This is a genomic window from Pseudonocardia sp. 73-21 (assembly GCF_001899645.1).
Taxonomy (GTDB): Bacteria; Actinomycetota; Actinomycetes; order Mycobacteriales; family Pseudonocardiaceae; genus Pseudonocardia.
In genome coordinates this window covers 36894-58700 of sequence record NZ_MKVV01000100.1, presented here as the reverse complement: position 1 = coordinate 58700, position 21807 = coordinate 36894, and the positions used below count along the sequence as shown (strand labels likewise).

Below are 21807 nucleotides of genomic sequence, written 5' to 3'. Positions count from 1 at the left end.
TTCGCCCATTAAAGCGGTACGCGAGCTGGGTTTAGAACGTCGTGAGACAGTTCGGTCCCTATCCGCCGCGCGCGCAGGAGACTTGAGGAAGGCTGTCCCTAGTACGAGAGGACCGGGACGGACGAACCTCTGGTGTGCCAGTTGTCCCGCCAGGGGCATGGCTGGTTGGCTATGTTCGGAAGGGATAACCGCTGAAGGCATCTAAGCGGGAAGCTCGTTCCAAGATGAGGTCTCCCACCACCTTGCGTGGTTAAGGCCCCCCACAGACCATGGGGTTGATAGGCCAGAGATGGAAGCCCTGTGAGGGGTGGAGTTGACTGGTACTAATAGGCCGAGGGCTTGATTACAGCGAGTTGTTTGCATCCACTGTGCGACCCTGAACACACAAACATGTGTTCGGTGGTCGAGGCTCTTGTCTCGCATCCACTAGCAGGAACCATAAGTTGATAGTGTTGTCGGTGGTTATAGCGGTGGGGGAACGCCCGGTCCCATCCCGAACCCGGAAGCTAAGCCTGCCTGCGCCGATGGTACTGCACTCGTTAGGGTGTGGGAGAGTAGGTCGCCGCCGACATCAAAATTCGAAGTAGGCCCCCGCCGTCAGGTGGGGGCCTACTTTTTTGTATCCTCTACAGGTGAGTATCGCGGATGGTTCCGGCGATAACCGCCCACGACGAGATGATCGCGCCGGCGCCGGGGACCGCAAGGACAGGCCCACCCGTTCCACCAACGACCGTGATGATCGATCCGGAGATCGTCGAGAGCAGCGTGGCGGCTCCGGTTCGCGCGTCGGCAGCGGGTGGTCGAAGTCCTCGGGCTCGTCCGGCCGTCCGGCGGGTGGTGCGGGTGGCAAGGACACCGGACGCGGCTCCCGGCAGGGACGTGACGCAGGCCGCCGCGACGATCGGCGCCGCGACGACCGTCCGGGCGGTGACGCCGGTGCGGCCCGGTCCTCGTGGCAGGAGCGGTCGGAGGGCAGGAGCGATGGCGACCGACGCGGCGCCGCACCGCGCCGCGACGACGGCCCCGCTCGCGGACGCGACCGGCAGGACCGCTACCGGCCCGCGACCGGTGGGTCCGCCCGTCCGGATCGGGGCGCCCGCCCTGATCGCGGCGGTGATGATCGACGCGGTGACGACCGGCGCGGTGACGACCGGCGCGGTGACGACCGTGGCGGCAGCACCGGCCGTGCCGGCTCTGGCCGCGGTACGGGTCGCGGTACGGGGGGCTACCAGGGTTCCTCCGGTGGCCGTCCCGAGCGCGGCGGGTCGGACGACCGACGCAGCACGGGTGGCGAGCGGCGTCCGTACGGCGACCGCGATGCGGCCGGCGGGTCCCGCGGCAAGTGGACACCCAAGACCGAGGGTGGACGTCGGGCCGCCGCCGGCGACTCCCGGGCGGACCGCGGAGACGGACCGGACAGGCGGTCCGGCGAGCGCAGGCCCTACGGCGGCGGTAACGACAGCCGGCCCGCAGGGCAGCGCAGCACCGGCGCCTACCGGGACGGATCGCCACGCGACGACCGGCGATCGAGCCCCTACCGCGGCGACGACGACCGTCGCGGTGGTACCGGGCAGGGGTCGGGCGGCCGTTCGTACCCCCCGCGCGACGGTGGACGCGGGTCCGACGACCGGTCGCGCGGTGCCGAGCGCCCGTCCTACCGCGATCGCGACGCCGGCGACCGATCGGCCGGTACGGGCTACGCGGGGCGCGGCGACGACCGTCGGGCCGGCGGCGACGCACGCCGTACGGGCGGAGCGCGGGACGGCGGGTCGAGCCGCTACGGCTCGGACCGCCCGGCCGGTCCGCGGGACGGCGGGAACGCCTCGGGGCGTTCGTACTCGGCGCGGCCCGATTTCGCGAGGTCCGACTCGGGCCGCGACGGTGACGATCGCGGCGACGCCGCACGTCCGGACTCAGGCCGCTCCGGTACTGCGCGGTCCGACTACCCGCGGCCGGAGTCGGCAGGGCGGGACTCGGCGAGGCACGGTTCACGCCAGCACGATTCCGGACGTTCCGATTCCGGACGGACGGACTCCCCGCGATCGGGTTCACCGCGATCCGATTCTGTGCGATCCGATTCTGTGCGGTCCGCTTCCGGGCGAGCGGATTCCGGACGCTCCGGGTCGGGACGCTCCGGTTACGGCGGTTCCGATTCGGGCCGTTCCGACGCGGGACGGCCGGATGCGAGGCGTTCACCGGCCGGAACGGGTCGCGACGGCGACCGGCGCGGAGCGGGTTCGTACAGCGACCGGCGCGGCGCCTCGGACCGGCGCCCGTCGGACCGGCGCGACCAGGGCGGTCGCGGCGACCGTCCCGACCGCCGCACCCCGGAGGGCGTGACCACCACCCACGTGGAGGAGCCCGATCTCCCCGAGGGCATCACCCCGGGCGAGTTGGACGACGAGGCCCGCCGTGACCTGCGCGGTCTGCAGAAGGACACGGCCGACGTCGTCGCGAAGCACCTCGTGGCGGCGGGCATGCTCGTCGACGAGGACCCCGAGCAGGCGCTGGCCCATGCCCGCTACGCGCGCCGTCGGGCGTCGCGGATCGCGGTCGTGCGGGAGGCCGCGGGGATCGTGGCCTACCACGCCGGGGAGTGGAACGAGGCGCTCGGCGAGCTGCGGGCCGCCCGGCGGATGGGCGGCGGTCCGGGGCATCTCGCGGTCATGGCCGACATCGAACGTGCGCTCGGACGTCCCGAGCGGGCCCTGGAGCTGGTGCGCGCCCCGGAGGCGAAGGAGCTGGGCAAGGCGGAGACGATCGAGCTGGCCATCGTCGCCGCGGGGGCCCGTCGCGATCTCGGTGAGCTCGACGCCGCGGTCGTGGGCCTCCAGATCCCGGAGCTGGAACCCACCCGCCGCGAGCCGTGGAGCCCCCGGCTGTTCTACGCGTACGCCGACAACCTGCTGGCCGCCGGGCGGGAGTCCGACGCGCTGCAGTGGTTCGTCCACACGGTCGACGCCGATGTCGAGGGCGAGACCGATGCCGCGGCGCGGATCGCCGAGCTGACCGGCGAACCCCTCGAGGACGACGGCGTCACCTTCCAGGGCGAGGACCTCCTCGAGCTGGAGACCGACGACGAGGCCGGGCCGGAGGCCGTCACCGACGACGGCGCCTCCACCGGCGGCCTCGGGTCCCCGAAGGACGGTGCGGTCGCGGACGACGCCGCGGATGTGCCCGTCGACGACGACGAGGCTGCGGCGATCGCCGAACCGGAGGCCGCAGACCCCGAGGCCGTCGATCCTGCGACCCCGGCGGTGGACGCGGTACCTGACGACGTCGCCACCGCCGCCGATGCCGGCACGACGGCCGATGCCGCTACGACCGCTGACACCGCCGCCGGCTCCACCGACGGCGACGCGGCCACGGACCTGGCCACCGACGCGGCCACGGACCTGGCCACCGACGCGGCCACCGACGTGGCCACCGACGCGGCCACCGACGTGGCCACCGACGCGGCCACCGACGTGGCCACCGACGCGGCCACCGACGCGGCCACCGGCGCGGCCAACGACGTCGTCACCGACGCCGACGGCGAGGCCGGCGGCGTCACGACCACCGGACCCGCCGAAAGCGTGGCGACCGGCGCCACGGACGAGGGACACGACGCTCCTGCGCCCGTTCATGCCGATGGCGTCGACCGCGCGCCGACCACCGTCACGCCGGACGCCGGGACGGGGCCGGTGCGCACCGCATTCACCGAGCGCCCGGACGAGAGTGGGGAGGACGGGCGGTGACCGACCTGCTCGACCGCTACGACGTCCTGCTCGCCGACCTCGACGGCACGCTGTACCGGGGCCAGGACGCCGTGCCCGGCGCGGTGGAGGCCGTGCGCGGGGCGGCGGAGCGCGGGGTGCGCACGGTGTACGTCACCAACAACGCCTCGCGGCGCCCGGCGGACGTCGCGCAGCACCTGGCCGAGCTGGGCTTCCCGGCCGACACCGACGACGTGGCGACGAGCTCGCAGGCCGCCGCGGCCATGCTCGCCGAGCAGCTGCCCGGCGGGTCGCCCGTGCTGGTCGTCGGCACCGACGCGCTGGCGGCCGAGGTGACGGCCACCGGGCTCACCGTCACCGACGATCCCGCCGTCGCGGCGGCGGTGGTGCAGGGCCACAGCCCCGACACCGGGTGGCGGCTGCTCGCCGACGCCTCCGTCGCGCTGCGGCGCGGCGCGGTCTGGGTGGCCTGCAACCTCGACCCGACCCTGCCGACCGAGCGCGGTCCGTTGCCCGGCAACGGGTCGATGGTGTCGGTGCTGCGCACGGCCACCGGGCTGGAGCCGCAGGTGGCGGGCAAGCCCGCCACGGCGCAGCTGCTGGCCGCGGTGAAGCGGACCGGCGCGGAGCGCGCGCTCGTGGTGGGGGACCGGCTCGACACCGACATCGAGGGCGGCCGGGCTGCCGGGCTCGCCACGCTCCTCGTCCTCACGGGAGTCTCCGATGCGGCGGAGGTGCTCGCCGCGCCGCCCGCGCTGCGGCCCGACTACATCGCCGCCGACATGGGGGCGCTGACGGCCCCGGCCGACGAACTGGCGCCCGGCGCCCCGTCCGCCTGGACGGCGCAGCCCACCGACGACGGCGGCCTGCGGCTGTCCGGCGGCGGTGACCCGCTCGCGGCCCTGCGCACCCTCTGCGGGGTCCACTGGGATGCGGGCGGCGGCCCGGCCACCGTCACCGCCGACGGCGCCGACGCCACGCGTGCGCTGGCCGATCTCGGGCTGAGCGGAAGGACAGCGGCCTCGGCTACCGTGGCGCCGTGACCTCCGCGACCACCATCACGGCCCTGGCCGCCGTGGCGACCGAGCGACCGGCAGAGGAGCACCCGGCATGACCCGCCCCGTTCCCGGCCCTCCGCACCCGGCCGACCCCCGCGTGGCTGCGTCGGATCCGGGCGAGGTGGTCGCGCGGGCGATGGCGGGCCTGGAGGGTCTCGAGCACCGGCCGCCGGCCGAGCACGTCGACGCGTTCGAACGGGTCCACGCGGCGCTGGGCGAGGCGCTCGCCGCCGGGTCGGCGTGACGCGGGTGGTCACCCGAGCCCGGCTCGACGCCGAGCTGGTCCGCCGCGGCATGGCCCGGTCCCGCCAGCAGGCCGCCGAGCTGATCGAGCAGGGCCGTGTCGCCGTCCGCGGCGTGGCGGCGGGCAAGGCCGCCACGATGGTCGACCGTGACACCCCCGTCACCGTCCAGGAGACCGGTGAGCGCGAATGGGCGTCGCGGGGTGCCCACAAGCTGATCGGTGCGCTCGACGCGTTCGGCGTCGACGTCACCGGCGCGCGCTGCCTCGACGCCGGCGCGTCCACGGGCGGCTTCACCGACGTGTTGCTGGAGCGGGGCGCGCGCGAGGTCGAGGCCGTCGACGTCGGGTACGGCCAGCTCGTCTGGCGGCTGCAGAGCGACGAGCGGGTGCACGTGCACGACCGCACGAACGTCCGCGCGCTCGAGCCGTCCGCGATCGGGGGCACGGTCGACCTGACCGTCGCCGACCTGTCGTTCATCTCGCTGCGCACCGTGCTGCCCGCGCTCGCCGCGTGCACGGCGGGCACGCTGCTGCCGATGGTGAAGCCGCAGTTCGAGGTGGGGCGCGAGCGGCTGGGGTCCGGCGGGGTGGTGCGCGATCCGGCCCTGCGGCTCTCGGCGCTCGCCGACGTCGCGGCCGCCGCGCGGAAGCTGGGCCTGCGGCTGCAGGGGGCCGTGGCGAGCCCGCTGCCGGGCCCGTCCGGGAACGTGGAGTTCTTCCTGCGCCTCGCCCGCGACGGCGACGACCTGGGCGACGACGTGCTGGCCACCGCCGTCGCCGAGGGTCCGGCATGACCCCGCGCGAGGTCACCATGGTCCTGCACACGGGACGCGAGACGAACCGGCGCACGGCCGCGCACGTCGCGAAGTCGCTGGCCGACTCGGGCGTGCGCCTGCGGGTGATCGGCGACGAGTGGGCCGAGGTGCCCGACGGCGACCTGCCCCCCGGTATGGAGCCGCGGATCGTCGACGGCCGCCCGGGATGCGCCGAGGGCTCCGAGGTGGTGCTCGTCCTCGGTGGCGACGGCACGCTGCTGCGCGCCGCGGAGATGGCGCGGCCGGTCGGGGTGCCGCTGCTCGGCGTCAACCTCGGGCGGGTGGGCTTCCTCGCCGAGACCGAGGAGGAGTCGCTCGACGAGGCGCTCGGCGCCCTCGTCCAGGGCACGTACTCGGTGGAGGAGCGCATGACGCTCGACGTCGTGGCGCGGTCGAACGGCGACGTGCTCGCCCGTACGTGGGCGCTGAACGAGGCCACGGTCGAGAAGAGCACGCGGGAGCGGATCCTCGAGGTGGTGCTGGAGGTCGACGGGCGACCTGTGTCGGCGTTCGGGTGCGACGGCGTGCTGTGCTCGACACCGACGGGGTCCACGGCCTACGCGTTCTCGGCGGGCGGCCCCCTGATCTGGCCGCAGGTGGAGGCGCTGCTGCTGGTGCCGAGCAACGCCCACGCGCTGTTCGCCCGGCCCATGGTGATCTCGCCCGACAGCACGGTGGCGATCGAGGTCGACCCGTCGGGGCCGCCCGCGGTGCTCGACTGCGACGGCCGCCGGACGTTCCCGCTGCGCCCGGGCTCCCGCGTGGAGATCACGCGCGGGGAGATGCCCGTGCGCATGGTGCGCCTGGACGGTCGGCCGTTCGCCGACCGGCTGGTCCGCAAGTTCGACCTGCCCGTTCGGGGCTGGCGCGGCGCACGATGACCCGCCCGGGTCGTCCGATGCGCGGGTAGCCGAGGGGCCTGTGGATGGCTCGTCGGATCTGTCGGGGTCGGGTCGTAGGCTGCGACCCATGCTGGCCGAGATGCGGATCCAGGGCCTCGGCGTGATCGACGACGCCACGCTCGACCTGGACCCCGGGCTCACCGTCCTCACCGGAGAGACCGGTGCGGGCAAGACCATGGTCGTCACCGGGTTGTCGCTGCTCGGCGGCGGCCGCGCGGAGGCGTCGCGGGTGTCGGAGGGCGCCAAGCGCGCCGTCGTCGAGGGGCGGTTCACCGCCGATGCCGCGGCCATGGCCGTCGCCGACGAGGTGGGGGCCGACGCCGACGAGGACGGCACCCTGATCGCGATCCGCACGGTGGGGGCCGACGGGCGTTCGCGGGCGCACCTGGGCGGACGGTCGGTGCCCGTCGGGGTGCTGGGGCGCCTGGCCGAGGCCACGCTCGCCGTCCACGGCCAGAACGACCAGCTGCGGCTGCTGCGCCCGGCGGAGCAGCGGGCCCTGCTCGACCGGTTCGCCGGCGACGCCGTGGCCGCCCCCCTGGAGCGCTACCGCGCCACGCGCACCGAGTGGCTGCGGGTGGCCGCGGAGCTCGTCGAACGCCGTGACGGGGCACGTCGCCTCGCGCAGGAGGCCGACCTGCTGCGCCACGGGCTCACCGAGATCGGCTCGGTCGACCCGCAGCCGGGTGAGGACGTCGAGCTGATCGAGCAGGGGCGCCGGCTCTCGGCGGCCGACGACCTGCGCGAGGTCGCGTCCGGGGCCCACATGGCGCTGGTCGGTGGCGACGACATGGAGGTTCCCGCGGCGCTCGCCCTCATCGGCGACGCCCGCAGCCGCCTCTCCGCGGCCGGCGACAGCGAGCTCACCGCCCTCGACGCCCGGCTCGCCGAGGCCCTCGCGTTGATCGGCGACGTCGGCACCGAGCTCACCGGCTATCTCGACCGTCTCGACGCCGATCCCGAACGGCTGGCGTCCGTGCTGTCGCGGCAGGCCGAGCTCAAGGCGCTGACGCGCAAGTACGCGGCCGACGTCGACGGCGTGCTGGCCTGGGCCGCGGAGGCGCGGGAGCGGCTCGCCGGGCTCGACGTCTCGGACGAGGCGCTGGCCGGGCTCGCCGCCCACCGCGACGCGCTGGCCACCGATCTGGCCGAGTACGCCGTGGCGGTCACGGCGGCGCGCACGGAGGCCGCGGCCCGGCTGGCCGAGGCCACCACCGCCGAGCTGGCGGGGCTCGCGATGGGTGACGCACGGCTGCTGGTGTCGGTCTCGCCGCGCGAGGCCACGCCGGGCACCGCCGACACGCTGACGATCGGGAAGGCCACGCTCGTGGCCGGTTCCAGCGGCGTCGACGAGGTGGAGCTGCGCCTCGTCGCCCATGGAGGTGCCGCACCGATGCCGCTGCACAAGGGCGCGTCGGGTGGTGAGCTGTCGCGGGTGATGCTGGCCCTGGAGGTGGCCCTGGCCGGGGCCGATCCCGTGCCCACCATGGTGTTCGACGAGGTCGACGCCGGCGTCGGCGGGCGGGCCGCGGTGGAGATCGGCCGGCGGCTCGCGAAGCTGGCGGCGCGCCACCAGGTCATCGTGGTCACCCACCTGCCCCAGGTGGCGGCCTACGCCGACCGGCACCTCGTCGTCGACAAGTCGGTGCGCGGTGAGAACGGCGCCCGGCGCAGCATCGTGCGGCGGTTGGCCGAGGGCGACCGCATCGTCGAGCTGGCCCGCATGCTCGCCGGTCTCGACGACACCGACACCGGCCGCGCCCACGCCGAGGAGCTCCTGGGTGCAGCCCGGGCGCACCGCGAGGCCGACCGTGCGGACGCGCCGCCGGCGCGCAGACCCCGCAGGAAGACCCCGGCCCGCACCTGACCCGGCCTGATGCCCGGCCGCCCCGGCCCCGCACCACCCGGTGACCAAGGCCGAACGGTCGCTGCTGAAGATCCACTGACGACCATGTCGCCTTGATCACCGCCGTCCGGCCGGCGGGCGTGGAGATGTGGGGATGAACGGAGGGTAGGCGTCGGCGTGCCTTCCTGGGATTGCGGTCACCGGATGTCACAGTGCGTGTATGAAGCTGTCCGGCCTGCTGCACCGCACGCGCCCAGAACTGCCCGGACTCGCCGGCACCGCGCGCGTCGACCGGCGTACCGATGGCCTCCTGCGCCGCCTGAAGTCCGGTGAGATCGCTGTGCTCGACCAGATCGACCTGGACCGCGCCACCGCCGACGCCCTCGTCGCCGCCGACGTCGCCGCCGTGGTCAACGCCTCGCCGTCGATCTCCGGCCGGTTCCCCAACCTCGGGCCCGAGATCCTCGTCGCCGCGGGGATCATGCTCGTCGACAACGTCGGCGCAGAGGCGATGCACGCCATCAAGGACGGCGCCCGCATCCGCCTCGACGGCGGGGTGATCTACGCGGGGGAGCTGCGGCTCGCCGCGGGGGTGCTGCAGGACGCGGACTCCGTGGCCGACGCGCTCGTCGAGGCCAAGTCCGGGCTGGCGCACCAGCTCGAGGCGTTCGCCGCCAACACCATCGAGTTCATGCGCCAGGAGCGCGCGATGCTGCTCGACGGTGCCGGGGTCCCGCCCGTCGAGGTGGAGCTGGCCGGGCGCCAGGTGCTGGTCGTCGCGGCCGGGTTCGACGCCGCCGCGGAGCTCGCGCGCCTCAAGAACTACATCCGCGAGTACCGGCCGGTGCTGGTCGGCGTCGGCGCGGGCGCCGACGTGCTGATGGCCGCCGGCCACACGCCCGCTCTGATCGTCGGTGACCCGGCCGAGGTCTCCAACGAGACCCTGACCTGCGGCGCCGACATCGTCGTGCCCGCTTTCGCCGACGGCCACGCGCCCGGCCTGCACCGCGTGCAGGACCTCGGGGCGGGGGCCGTCACGTTCCCGAGCACGGCCAACCCCGAGGACCTCGCGCTGCTGCTGGCCGCGCACCACGATGCGGCGCTCGTCGTCACCGTCGGGCTGTCGGGCACCATGGCCGAGTTCCTCGACCGGGGCCGCGCGGGCAGCAACGCCTCCACGTTCCTCACGCGGCTGCAGCTGGGCGGCGTGCTCGTCGACAGCCGGGTGATCGCCACGCTCTACCGCAGCCGGATCTCGGCCGGGGCGATCCTGCTGATGATCGGCGCCGCGGTGGTGGCGATCGTCGCCGCGCTGCTCGTGTCCGACGCGGGCGATGCGGTCCTGGCGTGGATCTCCCACGGCTGGGGTGCGCTGTTCGAGGTGATCCGGGGCTGGTTCGGGTGATCTCCCTGCGCTACCACGCCGTGTCCATCGCGGCGGTGTTCCTGGCCCTGGCGATCGGGGTGGTCCTCGGGGCGAGCGGGGTGTCGGACCGCCTGCTCGGTGCGGTCACGACCAAGGCCGACGACCTGGGCGGCAAGGTCCAGCAGCTCACCGCCGAGCGCGACGCGCTGGCCGCGTCGCAGCGGGCGTCCGACGAGTTCGCCCAGCGCGTCGGCCCGGCGGCCGTGCGCGGCACCCTGACCGGCCAGACCGTCGTGCTCATCACGTCCGGGGCCGACCCGGCCGACCGCAACGCGGTGGTGGCGCTGCTCGGGCAGTCCGGCGCGAAGGTCACCGGGGAGGTCGCCCTCACCGACGCCGTCGGCGATCCCGCGCGGGCCGACCAGCTCCGTCAGCTCACCGCCCAACTGCTGCCCACCGGCGCGCAGCTGCCCGCCGCGTCCGACACCGGGAGCCTGGCCGGTGGCCTGCTCGGCGGGGTGCTGCTCGCCAAGGCGGGCACGACCCCAGACCAGGAACGCGCCGTGCTCTCCGGCCTCGCCGGTGCCGGCTTCGTGGCCCCCGGGGATCCCCCGGCGCAGGCCGACCTGGCCCTGGTCCTCACCGGCGGGGCGCTGACCGGCGTCGACGCCTCCGACGCCGCGGCCGTCACCGCCCGGCTCGCCGCGCAGCTCGACCGCGCCGGCGGGGGAGCGGTGCTGGCCGGACGCGCCGGCTCGTCCGACGCGACGGGGGCCGTCGGCGTCGCGCGTGCCGACCCGACCGTCACCGGGGCGATGTCCACCGTGGACGATCTCCAGACCGGGGCCGGCCAGGTGTCCGCGGTGCTGGCCCTGCGCGAGCAGGTGGACGGCCGGGCAGGCCAGTACGGCACGGCGGTCACGGCGTCGAGCGGCTCGGCCCCCAAGGCGTAGCCCTCCCGGGTGGGGCGCGCGGGGGATGGGCGCTCCTCGTTGTAGGCTGAGACCCCGTGCAGCCTCGCGCGACTCGTCATCTGTTCGTCACCGGCGGGGTAGCGTCCTCGCTGGGCAAGGGTCTGACGGCGTCCAGCCTCGGCCAACTCCTCACGGCGCGTGGTCTGCGGGTGACCATGCAGAAGCTCGATCCGTACCTCAACGTGGATCCGGGCACCATGAACCCGTTCCAGCACGGCGAGGTCTTCGTCACCGAGGACGGCGCCGAGACCGATCTGGACATCGGTCACTACGAGCGCTTCCTCGACCGCAACCTGCACGGCCGGGCCAACGTCACCACCGGCCAGGTCTACTCCACGGTGATCGCCAAGGAGCGCCGCGGCGAGTACCTGGGCGACACGGTGCAGGTCATCCCGCACATCACCAACGAGATCAAGGACCGCATCCTCGCGATGGCGGAGCCCGACGACGACAGCCCAGACGGTCGAAACAGCATCCCCGACGTCGTGATCACGGAGGTCGGCGGCACCGTCGGCGACATCGAGTCGCTGCCGTTCCTGGAGGCCGTCCGCCAGGTCCGCCACGAGGTGGGCCGGGACAACTGCTTCTTCCTGCACGTGTCGCTCGTGCCCTACCTCGCGCCGTCGGGCGAGCTCAAGACCAAGCCCACCCAGCACTCGGTGGCCGCGCTGCGCAACATCGGCATCCAGCCCGACGCGCTGGTCCTGCGGGCCGACCGCGAGATCCCCGAGGACATGAAGCGCAAGATCAGCCTCATGTGCGACGTCGACCTCGACGGCGTGGTGGCCTGCCCGGACGCACCGTCGATCTACGACATCCCGCGCGTGCTGCACACCGAGGGCCTCGACGCCTACGTGGTGCGCCGGCTGGGCCTGCCGTTCCGGGACGTCGACTGGACGGTTTGGGGCGACCTGCTCGACCGCGTCCACCATCCCGACGAGACCGCCAGGATCGCGCTGGTCGGCAAGTACGTCGACCTGCCCGACGCCTACCTCTCGGTCACCGAGGCCCTGCGGGCCGGCGGGTTCGCCCACCGGGCGCGGGTGGAGATCCTCTGGGTGGAGTCGGACCGCTGCCGTACCCCGGCCGGGGCGGCCGCCGCGCTCGACGGCGTCGACGGTGTGCTCATCCCCGGCGGGTTCGGCGTCCGCGGCATCGAGGGCAAGCTCGGCGCCATCACCCACGCCCGCACGCGCGGCATCCCGACGCTCGGGCTGTGCCTGGGCCTGCAGTGCATGGTGATCGAGGCGGCGCGCTCGCTGGCTGGGCTCGAGGACGCCAACTCCAGCGAGTTCGACGAGCGCACGCCGCACCCGGTGATCTCCACGATGGCCGACCAGCGTGACGTCGTGGCCGGTCAGCGCGACATGGGCGGCACCATGCGCCTCGGGGCCTACCCGGCCAAGCTCGGAGCGGGCACCGTGGCCGCCGCCGCGTACGGCAGCCGGGAGGTCTCCGAGCGCCACCGCCACCGCTACGAGGTCAACAACGCCTACCGGCAGCGGCTGGAGGAGGTCGGGCTGGTGTTCGGCGGCACGTCGCCGGACGGCAGGCTCGTCGAGTTCGTCGAGCTGCCCGCCGAGAAGCACCCGTTCTTCGTGGGCACGCAGGCCCATCCCGAGCTCAAGAGCCGCCCGACCCGTCCGCACCCGCTGTTCGCCGCGTTCGTCCAGGCGGCGCTGAGGTACCGGGCCGAGGACCGGCTCCCCTTCGACGGCCCCGCGCGCGAGCGCGCGGCCGCGTCCGTGAACGGAGCAGGTTCGTGAGCTCTCCCCGGCACGACTTCCCGGTGCAGTCCAGCAAGGACGTCTACGCCGGCCGCGTCATGGCCCTCCGGTCCGACGAGGTCGTCATGCCCGGCGGGCGGGTGGCCGTCCGGGAGATCCTGGAGCACCCCGGCGCCGTCGCGATCGTGGCGCTCGACCCCGACGACCGGCTGATGATGATCCACCAGTACCGCCACCCCGTGCACCGGCGGCTCTGGGAGCTGCCCGCGGGCCTGCTCGACGTCCAGGATGAGGACCCGGTGGAGGCCGCGAAGCGCGAGCTCGAGGAGGAGGCCGGGCTCACGGCCACCGACTGGTCGGTGCTGATCGACGTGGTGCCCTCGCCCGGCTTCTCCGACGAGTCCGTGCGGGTGTTCCTCGCCCGCGGGCTCTCCGACGTCGGGCGCCCGGAGATGGGCGACGACGAGGAGGCCGACATGTCCACCCGCTGGGTGACGCTGTCGGTGGCCGTGCGGATGGTGCTGGCCGGCACCATCGTCAACGGCGTGACGGTGGCCGCCGTGCTCGCCGCCAACGCCGTGGCGGGGGCCGGTGCGACCGGCCGTCCCGTCGACGCGCCGTGGACCGACCGCCCCACCCGGTTCGCGGAGCGCGAGGGCTGACGGCCGTCAGCCCTCGTCCCGGGCGGCGGTGATCAGGCTCAGGTACTCGGCGACGGTCGCGTCGACCCGTTCCTTCTCGACGCCGAGCCCGGACAGCAGGCCCGTGCCGTCCTCCTGCTCCAGCAGCGCGAGCAGGATGTGCTCGGTGCCGACGTAGTTGTGCCCGAGGCGCAGCGCCTCGCGGAAGGTCAGCTCGAGCGCCTTCCTGGCCTGCGCGTCGAACGGCACCAGGTCCGGCTTGGTCTCGGCGGCCGGGGGCAGGGCCGCGGTGGCCGCGGCGCGGACGGCGTCGAGCGGGACGCCGTGGGCGACGATCGCGCGGGCGCCCAGTCCCTTGTCCTCGGCCAGCAGGCCCAGCACCAGGTGGGCGGGGGTGATGGTGTCGTTGCCCGCGGCCCGGGCCTCGTTCTGCGAGGTGATCACGACGTTGCGGGCGCGCGGGGTGTACCGGGAGAAACCCTGGTCGGGGTCGAGGTCGGCCGACTCCTTCGGCACGAACCGCTTCTGCGCGGCCTGCTTGGTGACACCCATGCTGCGGCCGATGTCGGTCCACGACGCTCCGGAGCGCCGGGCCTGGTCGACGAAGTGCCCGATGAGGTGGTCGGCCACCTCGCCGAGGTGCTCGGCGGCGAGCACGGCGTCCTGGAGCTGGTCGAGGGCGTCGGAGTGGACGGTGGTGATGGCGTGGATGAGGTCGTCGAGGCGGACGTTGGTGCGGACGGGTTCTGCCATGCGTCAACTGTAGGTTGACGATGACCGAGCGTCAACCCTGGGTTGACGATCAACTGTGCCCGGTCAGTTCCTCAGCGGACGGCCGTAGGGGTCATTGGGGCGGCCGGCCAGCAGGACGATGGCGTCGATCCACGACCAGAGCACCCCGAGGCCCACGAGTGGCGTGAGCAGCTGGCCCACCGCGACGCCGTAGTGGCCGGTGTAGAAGCGGCCGACCCCGAACGGCAGGAACAGCTGCAGCAGGCCCGCGATGACCTTGGAACGGTCGGAGTAGGGCTGCCCGGTGACCGGGTGGCGGCCGTAGGGCGCGTAGGCGTCGGGTACCGGGACGTAGCGGACCGGCGGCATGACCGGGGCCGGGCGGGGGAGGTCGGCGAACAGCCGCTCCAGCTCCGCGGCGGTGCGCGCGGTGTATGCGGCCGTGACCCGCTCCTCGTACTCGTGGGCCTCGAGTCGGCCGTGGGCGTAGTGCTCGCCCAGCGCGGCCGCGGCGGCGTGCCGCTCGTCGTCACCGATGCGCATCGAGGGCCCGGGCGTGGTCACCCCGCCGACGGTACCGTTCACGCATGCGCTTCGGACTGTTCGTTCCCCAGGGTTGGCGACACGATCTCGTCGGCATCGAGCCGGCTGAGCAGTGGGGTGTGATGAAGGGGCTGGCGCAGCACGCCGACGCCGGCCCGTGGGAGTCGATCTGGGTCTACGACCACTTCCACACCGTGCCCGCGCCCACCGACCAGGCCACGCACGAGGCGTGGTCGCTGATGTCGGCGTTCGGCGCGGTCACCGAGCGGGTTCGGCTGGGCCAGATGTGCACCTGCATGAGCTACCGCAACCCCGCCTACCTCGCGAAGGTCGCCGCCACCGCCGACATCATCTCCGGCGGCCGCGTCGAGATGGGCATCGGCGCCGGTTGGTACGAGCACGAGTGGAAGGCCTACGGCTACGGCTTCCCGCCCGCGCCGGACCGGCTGGGGATGCTCGACGAGGGCGTCCAGATCATGCGGCAGGCCTGGACCGAGGGCGTCTCCACGTTCAGCGGCAAGCACTACCAGGTCGACGGCGCGATCTGCCGCCCGCTGCCGCTGCAGGACGGCGGTATCCCGCTCTGGATCGCCGGTGGCGGGGAGAAGGTCACGCTGAAGATCGCGGCGAAGTACGCGCAGTACACCAACTTCGACGGCACGCTGGAGGGCTTCACCCACAAGTCGGAGCTGCTCAGGGGACACTGCGACACCGTCGGCACCGACTTCGGCGCCATCACCCGCTCGGCCAACTACAACGTGGCCATCGGCGCCACCGAGGCCGAGGTGGAGCAGCGGCTGCAGGACGCCAAGGCCCGGCTCGTGCCGTACGTCGGTGAGGCGAAGGCGGAGGCGTCGCTCGGCGCGGTGCGCGGGCTGCCCGCGTGCGGCACGCCGGAGCAGATCGTCGCGAACCTGTCGAAGCTGCAGGACGCGGGCATGACCTACGGCATCTTCAACTTCGCCGAGGCCGCCTACGACCGCTCGGGCATCGAGCTGTTCGAGCGTGAGGTCGTTCCGCAGCTGTCCTGATGTATCGGGAACGCGGGTCGCCGCCTCTGTCGAGGCATGCGGATCGCCATCGTCGGGGCCGGGCCCACCGGTCTGTTCACCTCCATCGCCCTGGCCCGTCGCGGTCACGACGTCACCGTCGTGGACCGCGACCCCGGCCCGCGCCCGGACGGGACGTGGGAACGGGCCGGGGTGATGCAGTTCCACCACCCGCACGCGTTCCGGCTGCAGGTGGTGGAGGCGCTGACCGCCGAGATGCCCGAAGTGCTCGACACCCTCGTGGCGGTGGGGGCCGAGCGCGTGATCCTGCCCGAGCCGCCGCACATCGCGCTCGGCCTGCGCTGTCGCCGGCTGACGTTCGAGTGGGTGCTGCGCGCCGCCGCGGAGGCCGAGCCGGGGGTCGTCATGCTCCGCGGCCACGCCGACGACGTACTGGCCGAGCGGGGCCGCGCGGTCGGGCTGCGGGTGGACGGGCAACGGCTCGACGCCGACCTCGTGCTCGACGCCTCGGGCCGGGCCGGGCGGCTGGGGCGGGGCCTGCGGGCCCCGGTGGACAGCCGCGACTGTGGTCTCGCGTACGTCTCGCGGCAGTACCGGCTGCGTCCCGGTGCGGACTTCGGGCCGATGTCGATGCCGATCGCCGGGGTGGCGTTCTACCCCGGCTACGGCGTGATCGCCTTCCCGCACGACGACGGCGTGTTCTCCGCGCTGATCCTCCGGCCCGGCACCGACCGTTCGTTCGCGGGCCTGCGGGAGGTCGCCGTGTTCGAGGCCGCCGCCGCGGCCGTCCCGCTGCTGGCGACGTGGACGGACCCGGAGCGCGCGGTCCCGATCACCGGTGTGCTGCCCGGGGGCCGGCTCTACAACAGCTACTGCGGCCAGCTCGACGAGAACGGCGTGGTGCCGTTGCCCGGGCTGGTGTTCGTCGGCGACGCGGTGTGCACCACCAACCCGTCCGCGGGTCGGGGCGTCACGACGTCGCTGCTGCAGGTGCGGGCGCTCCTCGCGCTGCTGGAGCAGGACGCCGCCGACCCGGAGTCGTCCACACGGGCGTTCGACGCGTGGTGCACCGGCAACATCCGCCCCTGGTTCGAGGACCACGTCGTGTGTGACGACGGGCTCGCGGCGCGCTGGGCCGGTGCGGACGTCGACCTCGACCGGCCGCTGCCGTCGGACCTGATCGGGGCCGCGGCCGAGGTGGACCCGTCGCTCATGCGGGTGGTCGGCCCGTACCAGGCCATGCAGACGCTCCCGGGGACCCTGGCCGAGGTCGAGCCGCGGGCCCACGCGATCTACGCGGGCGGCTGGCGGCCGCCGGTGCCTGCGGGACCGACCCGCGACGAGCTGGCCGAGCTGGTGGCGCGTCACGCGTCCGCGTCCGTCGGGTAGCGGCATGATGGGCCGATGGGCAGCAGGCCGGTCGACGTGGTCGAGGCGTTCCTGCACCACCTCGCCGTCGAGCGGGGGAGCGCGGCCAACACCCTGCGGTCCTACTCCGGTGACCTGCGGCGCTACGTCGACCACCTGACGAGCTCCGGGGTCGACGACCTCGGCGCCGTCCGGGAGTCCGACGTCAGCGGGTTCGTCGTCGCGCTGCGGAGCGGACCCACGCCGCTCGCGGCGTCGTCGGCGGCGCGGGCGCTCGCGGCGGTGCGGGGCCTGCACCGGTTCGCCGCCCGCGACGGGCTGGTGGCCGAGGACGTGGCCCGCGAGGTGGCGCCGCCCGCGCTGCCGGTGCGGCTGCCCAAGGACCTCACCGTCGACGAGGTGGATCAGCTGCTCGCCGGCTGCATCGGCGACGACGCCACCGCACTGCGCGACCGTGCCCTGCTCGAGCTGCTCTACTCCACCGGCGCCCGGATCTCCGAGGCCATCGGCCTGGACCTCGACGACCTCGACGTCGAGCACCGCACCGTGCTGCTGCGCGGCAAGGGCGGCAAGGACCGGATCGTGCCCGTCGGGCGGCCGGCGCTCACGGCCGTCGAGGCCTACCGGGTGCGCGCCCGGCCCGGGCTGGCGGCCCGCGGCCGCGGCACCCCGGCCCTGCTGCTCAACGCCCGCGGCGGCCGGTTGTCGCGGCAGAGCGCCTGGCACGTGCTGCACGGCGCCGCCGACGCCGCGGGCCTGACGGCGAAGGTCTCCCCGCACACCCTGCGGCACTGCTTCGCGACGCACCTGCTCGCCGGCGGCGCCGACGTCCGGGTGGTGCAGGAGCTGCTGGGGCACGCGAGCGTCACGACGACGCAGATCTACACCCACGTCACGGTGGACACCCTGCGCGAGGTCTACGCGACGAGCCACCCCCGCGCCCTGCGCTGACGCACGGAGACCCCGACTCGGCCACACGCAGACCCCGACTCGCGGACAAACGCCCGCGAGTCGGGGCGTGAGCGTGCGCGAGTCGGGGCGTGGGCGACCGCGAGTCGGGGTCTCCGTGGGCGCGAGGCGGGGTCAGGCTGCGGTCTCGGCGGCCTCCGCCTCGTCCGTGACGGGGACCTCGGGCCAGCCGATGCTCGGGTCGTGGCCGCGGAAGTTCTTGCAGCCACCAGCCCCAGTCCTCGGGCACCAGCTCGAACGGGTCCTTGTGGCCCAGCTCGCGGGCGGCCCACACCGGCCGGTGCGGGTTGGACAGCGCCGGGTGGCCCAGCAGCACCAGGTGTCCCAGATCCCGGCGCAGTGCGGCGTGGTGCGGCCCTCGGGGGCGAGGCGACCTGCTCGAGGTGATCAGGCCGAACCCGCCGGCGGCGCGGGCGCCCAGGTACATCAGGTGGTACTCGTCCCTCTTGCCGTCGACGGAGCGGTACATCGTCATCGGCGACATGGCGATGCGGTTGCGCAGGGTCACGCCCTTGAGGGTGTACGGGCTGAACAGGTCCGGCTTCGGGGTGGACCTCTCCGGATCGTCTCGGGGACGACGGTGAGTCAACAGAGGTGTTGCTGCGCGGCCGTGTCCGTGCCGTCACGTCCGGGGAACAGGGGTCTCACGCCCCGGGTACCCGACGCGCAGCTTCCCGCAACCAGCCGGTAACGTCGCGTGCTCACCGACCGAAAAGGGCGACCGCTCCACGGCGGGGCGCGTTGCCGGTCGCCCGCGGTGCCTTCTACTCTGCGCTGAACGGCCCCTTGACAAGATCAGGGGACCTCCGCGAGAGACCGGAGCCCGCATGGACACACCGCGGCCCTTCGCCCCCCGCCGGGAGCCGCTCGACGAGGTGGAGCCGGCCCCCGAGACGGACTCCACCGGGAGACACCGCTTGAAGGTGCCCGAACCGGCCCCGCTCACCGAGCACGGACCCGCCCGGATCATCGCCGTCGCGAACCAGAAGGGTGGCGTCGGCAAGACCACGTCCACCATCAACCTGGGTGCGGCGCTGGCCGAGTACGGGCGCCGGGTACTCCTCGTCGACTTCGACCCGCAGGGCGCGCTGTCGATCGGTCTCGGCGTCCAGGCCCACGAGCTCGACACCACGATCTACAACCTGCTCATGGAGCGGGGTGTGGAGGTGGACGACGTGATCCGGCAGACCAGCGTCGAGAACCTCGACCTGCTGCCCAGCAACATCGATCTGTCCGCCGCCGAGGTCCAGCTCGTCACCGAGGTGGGCCGCGAGCAGGCGCTCGGGCGTGCGCTCAAGCCCGTGCTCGACCGCTACGACGTCATCCTCATCGACTGCCAGCCCTCGCTGGGCCTGCTCACCATCAACGCGCTGGCCTGCTCCGACCAGGTCCTCATCCCACTGGCGTGCGAGTTCTTCTCACTGCGGGGCGTCGCCCTGCTGATGGACACGATCGAGAAGGTGCAGGACCGGCTCAATCCGGACCTGAAGATCGTCGGGATACTGGCCACGATGTTCGACCACCGCACGCTGCACACCCGTGAGGTGCGCCAGCGGGTGATCGAGGCGTTCGGGGACCTCGTGTTCGAGGCCGTCATCAACCGCACCGTCCGCTTCCCGGAGACCACGGTGGCCGGCGAGCCGATCACCACCTGGGCACCCAACTCCAACGGGGCCGAGGCCTACCGGCTGGCGGCGCGCGAGGTCCTCGCCCGGTGACGCTCCTCGACGAGGGCGCCGTCTTCGGTCCCGAGGCGCACCCCGGACGGTTCCAGGTCCGGCTGCACAACTTCGAGGGCCCGTTCGACCTGTTGCTGCAGCTGATCGGCAAGCACGAGCTCGACATCACCGAGATGGCGCTGCACACCGTCACCGACGACTTCATCGCGCACCTCAAGATGCTCGGCGACGACGCCGACCTCGACGAGACCACGCAGTTCCTCGTCATCGCGGCCACCCTGCTCGACCTCAAGGCCGCCCGCCTGCTGCCCGACGCCGAGGTGGAGGACGCCGAGGACCTCGCGCTGCTGGAGGCCCGCGACCTGCTGTTCGCCCGCCTGCTGCAGTACCGCGCGTACAAGCAGGTGGCGGGGCTGTTCGTCGAGCTGGAGGCCGGGGCGATGCGCCGGTTCCCCCGCTCGGTGGCGCTGGAGGAGCGCTTCGCCGTCCTGCTGCCCGAGGTGCTGCTCGGGGTCGACCCCGCCACGTTCGCCGACCTCGCCGCGTCGGTGTTCCGGCCCAAGCCGCCGCCCACGGTGGGACTCGACCACCTGCACGCCGCCCAGGTCTCGGTGCCCGAGCACGCCGCTAACCTGCGCGAGCGGCTCGCGGAGCTCGGCGTGGCCACGTTCGCCACGCTCACGGACGACTGCACCACGCCGCTGGAGATCGTCGCGCGGTTCCTCGCCGTGCTGGAGCTGTTCCGCGAACGCAGCGTGGACCTGGAGCAGCCGGAGCCGTTCGGGGAGCTCACCGTACGATGGGGGGCGTCCGACCTGCCCCGACCTGATACAGATGAGTGATCCAGCCCCCGTGAGCACCGATCTCGACGAGCTGCTCGACGACGTCCGTCTCGATGCTGCCCTGGAGGCTCTCCTGCTCGTCGTCGACGCCCCCACCGAGGACGAGGCGTTCGCGCTCGCGCTCGGCCAGCCCGTCGCGCGGGTCCGGGCCGCACTGCAGCGGCTCGCGGTCGGCTACACGGAGCAGGAACGCGGCATCGACCTGCGCAACATCGGCGGTGGCTGGCGCTTCTACACCCGCGACGTCTACGCGCCGCACGTCGAGCGCCTCCTGCTCGACGGCCAGCGCGCCCGCCTCACCCGCGCAGCCCTGGAGACGCTCGCCGTCGTCGCCTACCGCCAGCCCGTCACCCGCGCCCGGGTGTCGGCCGTGCGCGGCGTCAACTGCGACGGCGTGCTGCGCACGCTGCTCACCCGCGGGCTGGTGCACGAGGTCGGCGTCGACCACGCCACCCAGGGCACCCTGTTCTGCACGACCGAGCTGTTCCTGGAACGGCTCGGACTCTCGTCGCTCGAGGAGCTGCCGCCACTGGCACCGCTGCTCCCCGACGTCGACGCCATCGATGAAATGTGAAACCGGAAATGACTGATCAACGTCCGCCCATCGCCGACCATCCCGACGGCGTCCGCCTCCAGAAGGTGCTGGCCCAGGCCGGTGTCGCCTCCCGCCGCGCCGCCGAGGAGCTGATCGCCGAGGGGCGCGTCAGCGTCGACGGCAAGATCGTGCGCGAGATGGGCCGCCGAGTGCGTCCCGAGACCGCCGTCGTGCACGTCGACGGCTCGCGCATCGTCATCGCCGAGGGGCTGGTGCACCTCGCGCTCAACAAGCCGCGCGGCATCCTCTCCACGATGTCCGACGACCAGGGCCGCATGTGCGTCGGCGACCTCATCGTCGAGCGCGGCATCATGGACGAGCACTTCGACGGCGGCGCCCGCGGCCGGCTGTTCCACGTGGGCCGGCTCGACGCCGAGACCGAGGGTCTGCTGCTGCTCACCAACGACGGCGACCTCGGCCACCGGCTGATGCACCCCTCCTACGAGGTGGAGAAGACCTACCTGGCGGAGGTCATGGGCCAGGTGCCGCGTGACATGGGCAAGCGGCTCAAGGCCGGCGTCGAGCTGGAGGACGGTCTCGTGGCCGTGCACTCGTTCAAGCTCGTCGACTTCCACGCCGGCCGCTCCATGGTGGAGCTGGTGATCCACGAGGGGCGCAAGCACGTGGTGCGCCGGTTGCTCGAGGAGGTCGGGCACCCAGTGCAGCGGCTGGTGCGCACCGCCGTCGGCGACGTCCACCTGGGCAACCAGCGCCCCGGCAAGTTCCGGCCGCTGAACAGGACCGAGGTCGGCTCGCTGTACAAGTCCGTAGGGATGTAGG

Annotated in this window: 19 protein-coding genes, 2 rRNA genes and 1 pseudogene; 19 read left to right on the top strand and 3 right to left on the bottom strand. The window is 73.6% G+C overall.

Translation table 11 applies throughout. The features are described from left to right. From BGP03_RS32660 to BGP03_RS32605, 12 genes are all read left to right on the top strand, one after another. Positions 1–347, top strand: a 23S ribosomal RNA gene (locus tag BGP03_RS32660); the annotation flags it as partial. A gap of 107 nt (positions 348–454) precedes the next feature. Beyond that, positions 455–571 (top strand): 5S ribosomal RNA (gene rrf / locus BGP03_RS32655). Between the two features lie 1765 nt (positions 572–2336). Next, complete coding sequence (locus BGP03_RS32650) at positions 2337–3737, top strand: hypothetical protein (protein WP_298798367.1); 1401 nt, start codon at positions 2337–2339, stop codon at positions 3735–3737. Then, complete coding sequence (locus BGP03_RS32645; RefSeq protein ID WP_296377820.1) at positions 3734–4759, top strand: HAD-IIA family hydrolase; 1026 nt, start codon at positions 3734–3736, stop codon at positions 4757–4759. The genes BGP03_RS32650 and BGP03_RS32645 overlap by 4 nt, the downstream gene beginning before the upstream one ends. 67 nt (positions 4760–4826) lie before the next feature. Next, a complete protein-coding gene (locus BGP03_RS32640; protein ID WP_296377819.1) occupies positions 4827–5018 on the top strand; it encodes a hypothetical protein in 192 nt (63 codons plus the stop codon). A 5-nt stretch (positions 5019–5023) separates the two neighbouring features. Next, complete coding sequence (locus BGP03_RS32635) at positions 5024–5812, top strand: TlyA family RNA methyltransferase (protein WP_296377818.1); 789 nt, start codon at positions 5024–5026, stop codon at positions 5810–5812. After that, the gene (locus BGP03_RS32630; protein ID WP_296377817.1) at positions 5809–6714 is read left to right on the top strand and encodes an NAD kinase; all 906 of its coding nucleotides are present in this window, start codon (positions 5809–5811) and stop codon (positions 6712–6714) included. Before BGP03_RS32635 ends, BGP03_RS32630 begins: the two co-directional genes overlap by 4 nt. Before the next feature lie 88 nt (positions 6715–6802). After that, positions 6803–8602 (top strand): DNA repair protein RecN, encoded by a 1800-nt coding sequence (gene recN / locus BGP03_RS32625; protein ID WP_298798366.1) that lies wholly within the window; start codon positions 6803–6805, stop codon positions 8600–8602. 199 nt (positions 8603–8801) lie between these two features. Further along, a complete protein-coding gene (steA, locus tag BGP03_RS32620; protein WP_296377815.1) occupies positions 8802–9986 on the top strand; it encodes a putative cytokinetic ring protein SteA in 1185 nt (394 codons plus the stop codon). Continuing rightward, positions 9983–10900: a copper transporter gene (locus BGP03_RS32615; protein ID WP_296377814.1), complete on the top strand. Its 918-nt coding sequence runs from the start codon at positions 9983–9985 to the stop codon at positions 10898–10900. The genes steA and BGP03_RS32615 overlap by 4 nt, the downstream gene beginning before the upstream one ends. A gap of 56 nt (positions 10901–10956) precedes the next feature. Further along, the gene (locus BGP03_RS32610; protein WP_298798365.1) at positions 10957–12687 is read left to right on the top strand and encodes a CTP synthase; all 1731 of its coding nucleotides are present in this window, start codon (positions 10957–10959) and stop codon (positions 12685–12687) included. Further along, positions 12684–13310, top strand: coding sequence for an NUDIX hydrolase (locus BGP03_RS32605; protein ID WP_298798364.1), 627 nt, complete (start codon positions 12684–12686; stop codon positions 13308–13310). Before BGP03_RS32610 ends, BGP03_RS32605 begins: the two co-directional genes overlap by 4 nt. A gap of 6 nt (positions 13311–13316) precedes the next feature. On the opposite strand, the gene BGP03_RS32600 is transcribed toward BGP03_RS32605, so the two are convergent. Both BGP03_RS32600 and BGP03_RS32595 read right to left on the bottom strand, forming a co-directional pair. Then, complete coding sequence (locus BGP03_RS32600) at positions 13317–14042, bottom strand: Clp protease N-terminal domain-containing protein (protein ID WP_298798363.1); 726 nt, start codon at positions 14040–14042, stop codon at positions 13317–13319. 63 nt (positions 14043–14105) lie between these two features. Then, on the bottom strand, positions 14106–14585 hold the full coding sequence (locus tag BGP03_RS32595; protein WP_363094915.1) for a DUF1707 domain-containing protein: 480 nt from the start codon (positions 14583–14585) through the stop codon (positions 14106–14108). A gap of 23 nt (positions 14586–14608) precedes the next feature. Here BGP03_RS32595 and BGP03_RS32590 point away from each other — a divergent pair, with 23 nt between their 5' ends. From BGP03_RS32590 to xerD, 3 genes are read left to right on the top strand one after another with little or no spacing between them, the layout of a single operon-like run. Beyond that, positions 14609–15595, top strand: a complete 987-nt coding sequence (locus BGP03_RS32590) for an LLM class F420-dependent oxidoreductase (RefSeq protein WP_296377810.1) — start codon at positions 14609–14611, stop codon at positions 15593–15595. Between the two features lie 36 nt (positions 15596–15631). Next, entirely contained in the window at positions 15632–16963 is a 1332-nt protein-coding gene (locus BGP03_RS32585; RefSeq protein ID WP_298798362.1) for an FAD-dependent oxidoreductase, read from the top strand. Between the two features lie 15 nt (positions 16964–16978). Continuing rightward, positions 16979–17893 (top strand): site-specific tyrosine recombinase XerD, encoded by a 915-nt coding sequence (xerD, locus tag BGP03_RS32580; RefSeq protein WP_298798361.1) that lies wholly within the window; start codon positions 16979–16981, stop codon positions 17891–17893. Here xerD and BGP03_RS32575 read toward each other — a convergent pair. After that, positions 17835–18395: a hypothetical protein gene (locus BGP03_RS32575; protein ID WP_298798368.1), complete on the bottom strand. Its 561-nt coding sequence runs from the start codon at positions 18393–18395 to the stop codon at positions 17835–17837. The two genes, xerD and BGP03_RS32575, sit on opposite strands and share 59 nt — an antisense overlap. A 343-nt stretch (positions 18396–18738) precedes the next feature. Here BGP03_RS32575 and BGP03_RS32570 point away from each other — a divergent pair, with 343 nt between their 5' ends. The 4 genes and pseudogenes from BGP03_RS32570 to BGP03_RS32555 all read left to right on the top strand — a co-directional run bounded on the left by BGP03_RS32570 (position 18739) and on the right by BGP03_RS32555 (position 21806). Further along, positions 18739–19629 (top strand): AAA family ATPase, encoded by an 891-nt coding sequence (locus tag BGP03_RS32570; RefSeq protein WP_296377807.1) that lies wholly within the window; start codon positions 18739–18741, stop codon positions 19627–19629. Continuing rightward, positions 19626–20432 carry a segregation/condensation protein A gene (locus BGP03_RS32565; RefSeq protein ID WP_298798360.1) on the top strand — a complete coding sequence of 269 codons (807 nt, stop codon included), beginning with the start codon at positions 19626–19628 and terminating at the stop codon, positions 20430–20432. Before BGP03_RS32570 ends, BGP03_RS32565 begins: the two co-directional genes overlap by 4 nt. A gap of 49 nt (positions 20433–20481) precedes the next feature. Continuing rightward, positions 20482–21006 (top strand): annotated as a pseudogene (scpB, locus tag BGP03_RS32560) (SMC-Scp complex subunit ScpB); the annotation flags it as partial. An 8-nt stretch (positions 21007–21014) separates the two neighbouring features. Continuing rightward, positions 21015–21806: a pseudouridine synthase gene (locus BGP03_RS32555; protein ID WP_296377805.1), complete on the top strand. Its 792-nt coding sequence runs from the start codon at positions 21015–21017 to the stop codon at positions 21804–21806. Position 21807 lies beyond the last annotated feature (1 nt).